Genomic DNA, 12074 nt, shown 5'->3' with positions numbered 1-12074 from the left:
TATTTTGTGTAGGCTATACCGCAACAAAGACGATAACTCAATGACAGAATTCGCCTGGAACAGCCGGGAGGCAAAGGAAATAAAGTGCATCAAAATGACCGATACTGGACGTATAAATCTGCACATCCCTTCAGAAAAAGCGATGCAGACCAAAAAAAGAGCCGCCATACTTGGGTATGGCGGACTCTCTGCAGAAAAATATACAGGATGAAATTAATAAAAATAAAATAGGAGATAGGGGGGGTCAGAAAATGAAATCATTAGGGATAATAAGTGGGGATGGGGAATAAGCAGTGACTGCGAAGTCTTCCGATGTATCACCATCAACGTCGGCATAAATGTTTATAACATAATAGCCGTCAATTTTATTATTTGCAAAAGGAGTAAATCTCTCGCATTCGTACCATACGGAATGAGGTTGTGCTTGATTTCCGCTGAAGGTCAGCGCTTGGTGCCCTGTCTGGTTGATGTTCGCATCCATACGAGACATCTCAAAGCGGTCGCCCTCTGTTCTGTTGAAGTCTGCTACCCAGTCTTGCTGCTCTGGCGTTGAATCCAGGAATGATCTGTAAACATAGGTGTCAGCGCCTGCACCCCCTGAAAGAGCATCAACAAATCCCTTACCTTCAAGAATGTCGTCACCATCTCCCCCGAGCAGAAGGTTGTAATCATCGGTTCCAACAAGATGATCGTTGCCTGATCCCCCAATTATATTTTCGATATTGACCAAGGTATCTTCAGCTATTCCATTTACATAAACAATCGACGGGCTCTCTAGTGAGAGCTTAACCGCAATGGGGAGAGATCTTCCGGTATACTCTGCAAAATCAAGCCCTTGCCCTCCGTCCAAGGTGTCCTGCCCTGGGCCTCCATTGAATTTGTTTGTTTGGGTATTGCCAATGAGATGGTCGGCACCAATGCCACCTGTAATATCATCTATATCTGTCAGTACATCACGAGGCTCTGTTCCGACATACACGATGGATGGCTCTGATCCATCATGGAGCTTTACTGTTATAGGGTCCTTGAGTGCGGAGTAGTCAACGCGATCAGTTCCGCCATTACCGTTGATAAAGTTTGCGCCATATTCCGGCGAGAAGACTTCGTCTTTGGTTGTGCCTGTTGTGAAAATAGCTTGCACGGTTTTTCCTCCTGATCCAGTGCGGCTTTTGGTGCCGCTAACTGATTTATCATTCCGGATAGACTGTGACGCTTACAAGTAAAAGTTGCTGCATTTAGGGATACATTTTCTAATATGTACACATTGAAAAATCTTGGCAGTCTTTCTGTGTGCTTGTTTAGACGAATTCGGGCCTCTCTGGTCTATAGACCACTTTATTAGCACGTTCGTATGATTGGATAAATTGCATCAGGTCACGCTTTCTAGCCATAGCGGCTGCAACCTGAACGGCTGTGATGGCACCGCTGTATGACTTATTTTCCTCAACCATTTGCTTGACGCGCTCCAAGAATACCTTGAGGTTCAGAGCCTCGATGGCATCTGCGCAAAAGTTGATGAATCCGGAGTACCGAACAGGCCTGCCGGGTTTGGGTGGATGATAGGCCGATGTTGCAAATGATCCCGTGCGTCCACCCCTTCGCTCCAGAATAGCGGCGCGATGGTATTCCTTGAATGGGGTGAAGACGACAGCCGTCTGGCTGTCATGTTGGGTGACAACATCTTCGATAGCCCCGACGATGGACTGGGAAACCTTCTTGATGTGACTGTCATTAATATCCCCGCCCAAGGCAATGCGCTCTATTTCATCAATATGTGCCGATGGATTGGTACTGAACAGTGTGCCGCCTTCATGGTAAATGGATATCCATGATTCTTCCATAAACTGGCGTTCGTAGCTTGAAACACGGCTTTTCCAGTGTTCAGCCCAGTCAAAGCTGGTTGTGTGGTCCTCTGTGAACAGGGCAGGATTACGATTGAATTGCTCAACCACAAGCGCCGTCATTCGCAGCGTTGTTGGTATATTTTGGCCACGTATAATCACATGTTCTGTGACAGGACCAGACTTCAGAACTAATGACACCCGGTTGGAACGGACCTGGAATATGGCATCTTCATCCCTGTGTTCACCGGAGAAGTCAAACCGGTGAACAGTGCTCTTTTCGCGGTAGAGCGTTATGCCGGAAATAACAGCAGCCATTGGTTCCCGAGTCTCTTTACGTTGTGGCGCTTTGCGGCAGGATTGTAGACATTTCTCTATGCTTCAATGATCTTGGAAGGAAATTGGTAACTTGTCCATGCCCCACATTCATCGCGGGAGAAAGGTTTCATTGACATCCGGCCAACCATCTTCTGGTATGCATATGAAATCAGGAAGCGCCGTTGCCTTGGTTGCCGGGGCACGGGTTTATCCCGACGGGACGCCGTCCCGTGCTTTATATCGAAGAGTGGAGGCGGTTTACGATCTGTGGAGAGAAGGGAAGGTTTCTGCGGTGATCCTGTCTGGTGGTGCTGTGGGGAGTTCTGTGCCGGAATCCGCTATCATGTCTTCCCTTTTGGTTGAAAAAGGATTGCCTGTGCACCAGATTGTGCAAGAAGAAAAATCCAGGAACAGCCGTGAAAACATACAGTTAAGCCTACCTTTTCTCGCAGACATGATGCCCTCCAAGGTTATTCTGGTAAGCGACGTCTGGCATATTCCTCGCTTGTGGATGTTATTGCGTCTTCTGGGGTATGGGCAAAGGTGGGGTATCGGTTTCCAGCCGTCAAAAAGCGACGCCACCAGATTGAGCTGGTGGCGTTCTGCTATACGGGAAATTCCTGCTTTCTTGGCAGATAGTTTATATGCGTTCAGGTTTGGCCCTGTTACATGGAGCCAATGGTCTCAGGTTGAAACTTCTGCTCTGGAAGAAGACCGATCAAACCGGGAAACGCGGGAAACGGATGGGTAACCAGCCAAGTCGGGATGTCCCGGACCCAAGACGACAGTCGCCCTTTGTTTTCAAAGCGGTTCCGGAACTCGGATTCCTGAAGAAAATCGACCATCCGGGGGAGTATACCGCCAAGAACGTAAACCCCTCCCAAAGCCCCCGTTGTAAGTGCCAGGTTTCCGGCAAGGGTGCCCAGCATAGCGCACATAATTTCCAAGGCCTCACGGCAACATGGGTCTCTTTCTCCCAAGGCTCTGGCTGCAATTTCGGATGCAGACAGGTTCAAGGGCTCCAAGCCATCCAGATCGCGTATTGCACGGAACAAAGATTCCAGGCCACTGCCGCACACTGTACTTTCACCTGACACATGAGAGCTGCGTTGGCGAAGATGGCAAATAATATCCCATTCCCTTTGGTTCGAGGCTGCCAGTGTGACGTGGCCTCCTTCTGACGCGACGGGAATCCAGCCTCCCTTGTTGTCGGGTACCAGCGTAGCCGTACCAAGGCCCGTGCCAGGCCCGATTGCAGCGATGGGATAGCCAGTCCGGGCTGTTGCGCCCTGACCTATCTGTACCAGGGAACTGGAGGGAAGCCGTGGGCAAGCCAATGCGTTTGCAACGAAATCATTGACGACATTGAGGGTCTCAATGCCCAAGTCACGTCGCATGGCTTCAATAGAGAAATGCCATCCCAAGTTTGTGAATGCGGCATCATCACCCGTAATCGGGCCTGCAACGCACAGCGCAATATGGGGGGGCAAGGGTACGCCTGTATCTCTCTGGAAGGTGCGGACAATTTCAGTTGGATTAGAGTATCCCTCACACCGGTAGACCCGTTCTCCGGACCAGCTGTTGTCAGCATGGGCAAAGGCAAGGCGTACGTTTGTTCCACCAACATCGGCGATCAGGCCAACAATAGGGGCATCTGTGGTGCAAGCAGGATGTGAAGAATTTTTCATGAGAATGAAGACCGGGCTACGGTTGAACCTATTGTCTCAACGCTCCGCGATCTCAATCCTTCCGAAAGCCACAGGGGCCGAAATGGATGCGTCCGGCGGAGCGGTTTCGCGCTTTTCATCGACGTCCGGCGCAGGGGGTGCACCTGCATTTGATCCGAGTGTAGCCGATGCGCGGCGACTGCCAAGGTATTCTGTCAGTCTATGACTCCGCCAGTTTTCTGCAAAGTCATTTGCATTCCTGCGACTATATCTCTCCCTGGCATGGATACTCTCCGTTTTTGTATTTCTCAGGCCAATGGCCTTCATCTGTGGGTAGGGGTATATCATACGTTTCACAGGAGATGGAAGCGCCAGGTGGCGTCTTGTCTCTTTATGCCATTGCCTTGTATTTGCACGTGACTGATTGTTCAGTTTGGACCATGCCCGGGTCAGAAGTCCGCCATAGCGTGTTGCGCGAACGGGGGTGGCGGAGTGATAACGTGTTGCAGCCTTGGCCCATGACCCGGTTTCACTGTGCAGGCGGGTCAGGAAATCAGCGGCATAGGCCACGTTCCGTGCGGGATCAAAGGCATCTTCAAGGGTTCTGAACGCGTTGGGATGATGCTTGAGGTTAATTTGCATGCACCCGACATCAATATTGCGTACGCCCCTTGATTGCAGGGTACGCACTTCTCGTATGGCTTCGGCCTTTGTCCTGAAATATCTGCCGTTCCCCTCGGCCATAACGGTCCAGGGCCAGGCAATTTTTTCCTGCCTAGCTGTATCCCAGCGTCCGGATTCTACATGAGACAGGGCTGTCAGTATGTTCTGGGGTAAGCGCAGGCGCACTTCGTGGTATTCCGTATGAAGACGACACACATCAGAGGCGTTTTGTGCATAGTGCCCACGTGATACAGCGCCTGCCGGAGGCGGGGAAGATGCCAACGCAGCTCTGTCTGCTCCCAGCAGCAAGGTTATGAGAAGGCCTGATAAGCATAGGGTGCGCATGCTATATCTCTGGTTCATAGGGATCAGATACCAGAGTTAAAAGCAAGGTTTGTGCCACAGTAGGATGGGATATGCCTAATGAAGTGCAGTGTTGGAGACTTTTCAATTTTGGATACGCGTTATGCGCGATCTCTTTCTTTCTTGCCATCCTTGATGAGGCATGGTGTCATTGTGCGTCGCAGCAACCTGTCTGTGATGTAAGGCGGGATGCTGCTGTAGTGGATGTTTTCTCCCTGAACTCAGGCCGCGATCTCATATGTCGCGGCCTTTTTTTGTGCGGGAGAGCTTATGGCATGGCCGCAAGGGGCCAATCATGTATCAGAGACTTGGTACCTGTTTCATCCAAGATGCGGGCCCATTCCGGTGATTGCTTCAGATCCGTTATGGCCTGATTGAATCGGTCTACGTCTTCCGTGTTGAAGAACGTTTTGGACAGGGCAAAGCCCAGATCTACCCTTCCTATGGACAGAGGCAAGAGCTCAACCTCGTTGGCCAGTCCACTTCGTTCCAAGGTATGAAGTCCTCGTATGGATGACAGAATTGCGCCATCCAGGCGCTTGGCCGCGACCTTGCGTATGTTGTCTTCCTCGTTGTGGACCCGCTCCAAGGTAAGATCCGTAACGGAATGGAGGGTGGGGAATTCAAAGCCGGCAATGGCACCAAGGCGTTTCCCGGATAGTTGGCTCAGATGCTCAAAGGGGAAGGCATCTCCCTTATGAACAATGATGACGTTGTATTCTGTCAGTAGAGGGATGGTGTAATGGGCGAGCAGACTGCGCTCAGGTGTCTTCATTGTGCTACCGGCAATGTCTATGGCCCCCCTGTGTATGCTTTCATAAAGACGGGAGAACGGAAGTTGCAAGGCGGTGGGATTATAACCCATTGTTTTCAGGATGTGCGTTCCGGCGATACCGAACACCCCATCAGCCTGACCGTTGTGGACGCCACCAAGTGGCGCATTGTCAGCCAGCCCAAACTGTATGTCCTTGCTTTGCGCATGGGCGGTAAGAGAAAAAAGGGCTATTCCAAGCCATGCGAAGACGGCTGTAGCGCGTGGCAACATGGCTGTCTCCATCATGTTGGTTCCGGAGCCGTATTCTAGCCGATGTTGTGTGTACCCGCTACGTCTGGACGGCGCATGGCAGCGATCTTGTCTCCAATGGCACCTGCGCAGCAGACGTTCTTAGCAGGATCCAATCTTTTGCGCCGGTGTGCTGTGGCCCAGGGCAAGGATCAGGTCTTCCATGTATCCGGCTATCGTGTGAAATGCCGGAATCTTGGCGTACGTATCTTCCTGCATGTAAAGCGCCCTGTTGATCTCTATTTGCAAGGTATGAATGCCCAGTTTGGGCTGACTGTAGTGCCGGGTTGTATACCCTCCAGCGTAAGGTGCATTACGCGTTGTATTCCATCCGGTTCTTGCCAGTGTACGGTGGGCTGTATCCGTGAACGTTCGATTGCATGTCTTGCCGTGCCCGTCTCCCAAGACAAAGCCAACTTTTTTATTTGGCCCGTATACGGCCATTGAGGGCATGGAATGGCAATCTAGGAGTAGACAGTGACCAAAAAGAGCGACCGTATCGGCAATCAGCTTCTGCAAGGCGGCGTGGTATGGGTGATAGAAAAGCTGGATCCGTTGTTCTGCTTCTTCAATCGGTAGTCTTGTTTTGTAGATGAGAGCCTTGTTGGCAACGATCCGTGCAATGGTTCCCAAGCCGGCGGCAACACGAACAGACGTTGTGTTGATATGGGCGGGCAGGGGGCCATCAAACATATCGGGGTCCAGTTCGTATGGCTCGCGGTTGACGTCGATGTACGCACGGGGAAATGTGGCCCGGATCATCGGAGCTCCCAGCCGTGGTGCCGCGGCAAAGAGCTCGTGAACATAGAAATCCTCTGATTGGCGGATTTCGTGATGATTCAGCCGTGACATTGCGAGAAACGTGGGAGGGTAATAGTTCCCCGAGTGGGGAGATGCCAGAACGAGCGGCAGTGTTTGCGCGTCCGGTTTGATGATTGCAAAGGGAGACGATGGGGGAGGCTGTCTGTCAGCCTCTAGGTTGGGGGTGCCTGGTGCACAATCGTCCTGTTCTGCTTTCATAAGCGCAGGTTACACCAGCAGTCCCTCTCTCGCCAAGATACCTGCGAAGATCCCTTGATAGAGCAAAGCCCCGACATTTCAGTCGAGGCCTTGATGGTGGGCGCGGCAAGGATTGAACTTGCGACCCCTGCGATGTCAACACAGTGCTCTACCACTGAGCTACGCGCCCTTCTCTGGTTATATTGCAGTGCAGCTATTGCCACCAGAAGCGAGGAACGCGCTTATAAAGCCCCTTTTGTCATCTGGCAAGACCTTTATCTGTGAAATGTTGCAAAGGGTTCCGGGAAAAAGACAAGGCCCCGACATTTCAGTCGAGGCCTTGATGGTGGGCGCGGCAAGGATTGAACTTGCGACCCCTGCGATGTCAACACAGTGCTCTACCACTGAGCTACGCGCCCTTTTTCCGCTCTATTTAGGATCCTGTCAGGAAAACCTCAGGAGCGGAGGAGGACCTTATAGAAGGCCTTTTACCGTCTTGCAAGTCCTTTATCTCTCAATTGTGTTCCTTTCAACTGCGGACAAGTTCACCCCACAGGTCATAGTCATCAGCGTGCTCAATCCGTGCTGTGACAATATCGCCGGCCTTCAGATCTACTTCGCCGTTAAGAAAAACATTGCCGTCAATGTCCGGTGCATCGCCGGTCGATCGCCCGATGGCACCATCTTCATCCACTTCATCGATGATAACCTGCTGCAGGCTTCCGATCTTGCGGGCCATACGCTGCTCGGAGATCTGACGCTGGTGCTCCATAAACCGGGTCCAGCGCTCATCCTTGGTCTCTTCGTCCACGGGGTCCGGCAGGGCGTTGGCTACGGCACCTTCAACAGGCTCGTACTTGAAGCAGCCAACCCGGTCAAGCTGGGCCTGTTCCAGCCATTCCAGCATATCCTCGAAGTCTTCTTCCGTTTCACCGGGAAAGCCGACAATGAATGTCGAGCGAATAGTCAGCTCGGGACAGATGTCGCGCCAAGCCTTGATCCGGTCCAGAACTTTCCCGTTATTAGCGGGACGTTTCATGGCCTTGAGAATCCCCGGGGAGGCATGCTGGAAGGGAATATCCAGGTAGGGCAGTATTTTGCCTTGCGCCATCAGTGGGATGACATGATCAACAGATGGATAGGGATAAACATAGTGCAGGCGCACCCATACCCCCATGTCTCCCAGCGCACTGGTCAGTTCAAGCAGGTTGCTTTTACGGGTCTGCCCTTTCCAGTCAACGTCGGCATAGCGGGTGTCAACGCCATAAGCGCTGGTATCCTGTGAAATAACCATCAGTTCCCGTACGCCCGCCTTGACCAGTTTCTCTGCTTCAGCCAGAACCCGGTTCATCGGTCGACTAACCAGATCCCCGCGGATAGAGGGGATAATGCAGAAGGTACAGCGGTTATTGCAGCCCTCCGAGATCTTCAGATAGGCATAGTGGCGGGGTGTCAGCCGTATACCCTCTGGTGGAACCAGGTCGACAAAAGGCTCATGCTGCGGGGGCACCGCGTTATGAACGGCGTTGATGACAGCTTCGTACTGGTGGGGTCCTGTAACAGACAGAACCTTTGGATGAATAGTACGGATGCTCTTCTCATCCTTCCCCATGCAGCCGGTGACAATAACCTTGCCATTTTCGGCCAGCGCATCGCCAATGGCCTCCAGGCTTTCGGCCTTGGCCGAATCCAGGAACCCACAGGTGTTGACAATGACCGCATCCGCCCCCTCGCTGGTTGGTGCCAGTTCGTAGCCTTCCGCACGCAGGCGTGTCATGATTCGTTCTGAATCAACCAAGGCCTTTGGGCAGCCTAGGCTGACCAGTCCGATCCGCGGGGCAGGCTTGAGGATTTTGGCTGTGCCGGTCATGCAGGTGTTCCATAAACAAGACCGGCTTGTGTCATGCATCCTCCCGGTATGTCGGGAGAGGGCACGTATCCGGTCGGGACGGTATCAGGTGATGCCGTGAGGTACAGGGTTGTGCCCGGAATTTCAAGATCAGAACGTGTCTGTAGCAAAGGCTCCCGGGAAGCAGGATGGCTTTATACCAGTCTGTTCGAGTAGTTCCTGGCAGGCTGCGGAGGCAAACCAAGCGAATTCCCGCTCCCGTGGCCAAGTCAGAGCATCCCGTTCACAGAGCGATGAATCCACCCAGCCGGGGTGACAGTGCAAAAGGGCCGTTGCAGCTGGTTTTGCAAGAAATTTGTGAAAAAGGCTTTCGTAGCTTCGGCGTGTTGTAAACGGATACAGGCCGCGAAAACTGTCATTCATGCGAAATCCCAGTGCTCTGGCCTTGGCAGCCATGCGACGGCCAATAACAGACAGGTAGGCTTCCTTTGCCGGAGAACTGTTGTAACGGTTCCATTCATGCAATGGTGCCGCGCAATTTCGGATCCATGGTCGTGTTCCGTAACGGCTTTTGACTTCACGCAGGAGCTCGTCGCAGATAACCGGCAGGCAGTGGATGTGCTGATGGCCGTCTATATAGTCAGGGCCTTGGCCCCAGGCATCTTCAAAGGCATCAAGCTGGGCCCGTATTTCAACGCGAATCGGCACAGTTTCCAGGCGTCGGGTCAGGGCGCGATGGGAGAGGGCATGCAGGGATTCCGGGACGGTTCCACAGAATGCTGTCAGACGCCACGGGCCGGTCAGGGTCAGGTGAAGGCCAACCTCGACGGGGTAGTCTTTCGTTAATGCCTTCAGTGTTCGTGCTCTTTTGGGCCATTCAGGCATAACGGTCATGGCGCTTGTGGCGGTTACCCTGCCCCGTTCTATCAAGTTTTCTATGGCGTCACAGACACCAGGAGAGAGACCGTAGTCGTCCGCGCAAATAATGATGGAGTGTTCTTCTTGCGCTTTGTGTCCTGTCTCGCTCATGATCATTCTCCGTCACCGCTCAGACATGATGAAGCGGAGACCTTGGTGCTTCTTGTCGTTCCGGGCACAATCAAGCCCGTACCCGATGCGTTCTTTGACCCAAGATCCAAGGTGATGCCGTGCCTGATGTCCAGAGTGGTCCTGAAGAACAAACAGCATATCTCCTTTCCGTTGTCATCCCTGTCTATAACGAATCAGAATCCCTGATGCCTCTGTCCTGCCGTCTGGCAGAGGTTTTGGAGCGTGCCGGATTGCTACGATACGAGATTATCATGGTGGATGATGGCAGTCGCGATAGCAGTTACGCCACAATCCGGGAGTTGGCCCGTGCAGACAGCCGGGTACGTGGTATTCGTCTGGCGCGTAATTTTGGCAAGGAAGCTGCCGTAGCAGCTGGCCTGCAGGCTGCGTATGGTGATGCTGTTGTGCTGATGGACGCGGATCTGCAACATCCCCCCGAGTTGATACCGGAATTGCTTGCCTGCTGGAAAGCCGGGGCCCGTATGGTTACGGCGGTGCGACGTTCCCGCGACACAGACCCCGCTTTGCGCCGCTTGGTATCCCGTCTTTTTTATCAGGTGTTCCGCTGTATTGCGAATGTTGAGATTCCTGAAGGAGCCGGCGATTTTCGACTGTTCGACCGGCGCGTTGTACAAGCCGTCAACAGTTTGCCCGAGCGCAACCGCTTTCTGAAGGGTATTACAGGGTGGGTCGGCTTTACGCAGGGCTTTGTTCCTTTTGACCCAGAGCCCAGGGCAGGTGGGTGCTCTACATTTTCTTTCTTCCGTCTTTTGCGCTACGCGGTTGATGGGTTGACTGCGTTCTCGGTTGTGCCATTGCGTGTCTGGTCCCTGCTGGGATTGGGGCTGGCTGCCGGGTCCATGCTCTACGGAAGCTGGCTTATTGTCCGTACGCTTGTTCAGGGGGTTGATGTGCCGGGATATACATCGTTGATGGTATCAATCCTGTTCCTGTCCGGGGTACAACTGACAGGTCTTGGGGTATTGGGAGAGTATATCGGGCGGATTTTCCGTGAAGTGAAGGGTCGCCCCCTGTTTCTGGTAGCCGAGCAGACGGAGGTTGAACAAGAAGACAAGATCTGTACAGGCAGGGGTGTAGCCCGGTGATGATGGATGGCGGATGCAATGTTGACACCCGGTGTGTGGCAACCGGTGTACCGACCAAAAGGCAGAGGACGTGGGAGTCCCGTCTTTCCATTCTCTTTTATTGGGGCATGGTTGTCTTTGTTGTCCTGACATTCCGGCGCCATGGAATCAGCAATGACGAGCTGGTGCAGCATACGTACGGCGATATGCTGTGGCGGTATTATGCGTCCGGCCTGACAGATACCTCCCTGTTTTCCTATCGGAACCTGTATCTTTATGGGGGGGCATTTGATCTTCCCGTGGTTGCTCTGCTGAAGCTGGTACCATCTGTCTCTATCTGGGATCTGCGTCACCTGCTGTCGGGGCTGGTTGGTGTGGTTGGCCTGGTTGGTACAGGGCGTCTTGCAACGTATCTATACGGGCCACGTATGGGTTTGTTGGCAATCGTTCTGCTGGCCTTGTGCGGGATGTGGTCAGGGGCTATGTTTACCCACACCAAGGATATTCCCTTTGCAACGGCAATGATCTGGGGCGTTTATACCCTGACGCGTATTGTACCCTGCTTGCCGCAGGTTCCCTTGTCGCTGGGGCTTGGTTTCGGTCTGTCTACAGGGTTGGCCTTGGGTTTGCGAGTTGGGGGCGGGCTGCTGGTCTGCTATGCAGCGTTGGTTATCCTTGTCTGCGGGGTTTCGTGTTCCGGTTTGTGGAGGGACAGGGTTCTGTTCTGGTTCCGGTCTGCCCGCTCCCTTTTTCCCGGAATGTGTCTTGCGTTTGCACTGATGGCTTTTTTCTGGCCGTGGTCAGTGCAGGAGTTCGACCATGTTCCGCTTGCAATAAAAGCGTTTTCCAACTTTTCTTTCGAGATCGATACGATTGTGGCCGGAACTGTTTATCAGGTCGATGATGTCCCACGGACCTACCTGCCGATTTACCTTCTGGTCAAGATGGCGGAGCCTGTTTTGCTCGGCCTTGTTTGTGGCGTCCTGGTGTTTGCTATCCGTTGGCACACCCTGGTACAGGTGCGGCAATCTATTCTGTGGGTCCCTGTTGTGGTTCAGGAGGAGGCCATGTCGTTGCAGCAGGAACGCCAGAAACGGTAGCAAAAACAAGTAAAAGCTATACAGGCCAATATCTTGCTCCGTATCTCATCAAAGGTAGGGTGAAGTCATAAGCCCC

The 12074-nt window shown here is 52.9% G+C and carries 12 protein-coding genes and 2 tRNA genes; 4 read left to right on the top strand and 10 right to left on the bottom strand.

Translation table 11 applies throughout. From position 1 onward, the window contains the following. Positions 1-211, top strand: a 211-nt coding sequence (locus HEQ60_RS10305) for a hypothetical protein (protein ID WP_209315513.1), incomplete at its 5' end; no start/stop codon positions are given. A gap of 33 nt (positions 212-244) precedes the next feature. Here the strand turns inward: HEQ60_RS10305 and HEQ60_RS10300 are convergent. Together HEQ60_RS10300 and HEQ60_RS10295 are read right to left on the bottom strand one after the other, a co-directional pair. Then, positions 245-1141 (bottom strand): calcium-binding protein, encoded by an 897-nt coding sequence (locus HEQ60_RS10300; RefSeq protein WP_168071595.1) that lies wholly within the window; start codon positions 1139-1141, stop codon positions 245-247. 157 nt (positions 1142-1298) lie between these two features. Continuing rightward, positions 1299-2159 (bottom strand): hypothetical protein, encoded by an 861-nt coding sequence (locus HEQ60_RS10295; RefSeq protein ID WP_168071594.1) that lies wholly within the window; start codon positions 2157-2159, stop codon positions 1299-1301. A gap of 163 nt (positions 2160-2322) precedes the next feature. On the opposite strand from HEQ60_RS10295, the gene HEQ60_RS10290 reads away from it, so the two are divergent. After that, on the top strand, positions 2323-2910 hold the full coding sequence (locus tag HEQ60_RS10290; protein WP_168071593.1) for a YdcF family protein: 588 nt from the start codon (positions 2323-2325) through the stop codon (positions 2908-2910). Here the strand turns inward: HEQ60_RS10290 and glk are convergent. The 8 genes from glk to HEQ60_RS10250 form a co-directional block, all read right to left on the bottom strand. Then, positions 2825-3847 (bottom strand): glucokinase, encoded by a 1023-nt coding sequence (glk, locus tag HEQ60_RS10285; protein ID WP_168071592.1) that lies wholly within the window; start codon positions 3845-3847, stop codon positions 2825-2827. The genes HEQ60_RS10290 and glk overlap by 86 nt on opposite strands. A 36-nt stretch (positions 3848-3883) precedes the next feature. After that, positions 3884-4834 carry a transglycosylase SLT domain-containing protein gene (locus HEQ60_RS10280; protein ID WP_168071591.1) on the bottom strand — a complete coding sequence of 317 codons (951 nt, stop codon included), beginning with the start codon at positions 4832-4834 and terminating at the stop codon, positions 3884-3886. Between the two features lie 286 nt (positions 4835-5120). Beyond that, positions 5121-5912, bottom strand: a complete 792-nt coding sequence (locus tag HEQ60_RS10275; protein ID WP_168071590.1) for a substrate-binding periplasmic protein — start codon at positions 5910-5912, stop codon at positions 5121-5123. A 105-nt stretch (positions 5913-6017) separates the two neighbouring features. Further along, the gene (locus HEQ60_RS10270) at positions 6018-6935 is read right to left on the bottom strand and encodes an N-formylglutamate amidohydrolase (RefSeq protein WP_168071589.1); all 918 of its coding nucleotides are present in this window, start codon (positions 6933-6935) and stop codon (positions 6018-6020) included. 94 nt (positions 6936-7029) lie between these two features. Beyond that, positions 7030-7104: transfer RNA gene (locus tag HEQ60_RS10265), tRNA-Val, on the bottom strand. A gap of 154 nt (positions 7105-7258) precedes the next feature. Further along, positions 7259-7333 (bottom strand) — tRNA-Val (locus tag HEQ60_RS10260). 110 nt (positions 7334-7443) lie between these two features. Continuing rightward, a complete protein-coding gene (rimO, locus tag HEQ60_RS10255) occupies positions 7444-8784 on the bottom strand; it encodes a 30S ribosomal protein S12 methylthiotransferase RimO (protein WP_168071588.1) in 1341 nt (446 codons plus the stop codon). A 129-nt stretch (positions 8785-8913) separates the two neighbouring features. After that, positions 8914-9792: a ChbG/HpnK family deacetylase gene (locus HEQ60_RS10250; RefSeq protein WP_168071587.1), complete on the bottom strand. Its 879-nt coding sequence runs from the start codon at positions 9790-9792 to the stop codon at positions 8914-8916. A gap of 119 nt (positions 9793-9911) precedes the next feature. Here HEQ60_RS10250 and HEQ60_RS10245 point away from each other — a divergent pair, with 119 nt between their 5' ends. Both HEQ60_RS10245 and HEQ60_RS10240 read left to right on the top strand, forming a co-directional pair. Beyond that, entirely contained in the window at positions 9912-10919 is a 1008-nt protein-coding gene (locus HEQ60_RS10245; protein ID WP_322099339.1) for a glycosyltransferase family 2 protein, read from the top strand. Beyond that, positions 10916-11998 (top strand): hypothetical protein, encoded by a 1083-nt coding sequence (locus tag HEQ60_RS10240; RefSeq protein ID WP_168071586.1) that lies wholly within the window; start codon positions 10916-10918, stop codon positions 11996-11998. The genes HEQ60_RS10245 and HEQ60_RS10240 overlap by 4 nt, the downstream gene beginning before the upstream one ends. Positions 11999-12074 lie beyond the last annotated feature (76 nt).

Origin of the sequence: Haematospirillum sp. H1815, assembly GCF_012102705.1 — a bacterium.
Taxonomy (GTDB): domain Bacteria; phylum Pseudomonadota; class Alphaproteobacteria; order Rhodospirillales; family Rhodospirillaceae; genus Haematospirillum.
This window is presented reverse-complemented; position numbering and strand designations above follow the sequence as displayed.

What these genes read in the sequence shown, in the direction of transcription:
- rimO (WP_168071588.1), bottom strand. Translation starts at nt 8,784, where the DNA reads ATGACCGGCACAGCCAAAATCCTCAAGCCTGCCCCGCGGATCGGACTG.
- HEQ60_RS10275 (WP_168071590.1), bottom strand. Translation starts at nt 5,912, where the DNA reads ATGATGGAGACAGCCATGTTGCCACGCGCTACAGCCGTCTTCGCATGG.
- glk (WP_168071592.1), bottom strand. Translation starts at nt 3,847, where the DNA reads ATGAAAAATTCTTCACATCCTGCTTGCACCACAGATGCCCCTATTGTT.
- HEQ60_RS10290 (WP_168071593.1), top strand. Translation starts at nt 2,323, where the DNA reads ATGAAATCAGGAAGCGCCGTTGCCTTGGTTGCCGGGGCACGGGTTTAT.
- HEQ60_RS10295 (WP_168071594.1), bottom strand. Translation starts at nt 2,159, where the DNA reads ATGGCTGCTGTTATTTCCGGCATAACGCTCTACCGCGAAAAGAGCACT.
- HEQ60_RS10250 (WP_168071587.1), bottom strand. Translation starts at nt 9,792, where the DNA reads ATGAGCGAGACAGGACACAAAGCGCAAGAAGAACACTCCATCATTATT.
- HEQ60_RS10270 (WP_168071589.1), bottom strand. Translation starts at nt 6,935, where the DNA reads ATGAAAGCAGAACAGGACGATTGTGCACCAGGCACCCCCAACCTAGAG.
- HEQ60_RS10280 (WP_168071591.1), bottom strand. Translation starts at nt 4,834, where the DNA reads ATGCGCACCCTATGCTTATCAGGCCTTCTCATAACCTTGCTGCTGGGA.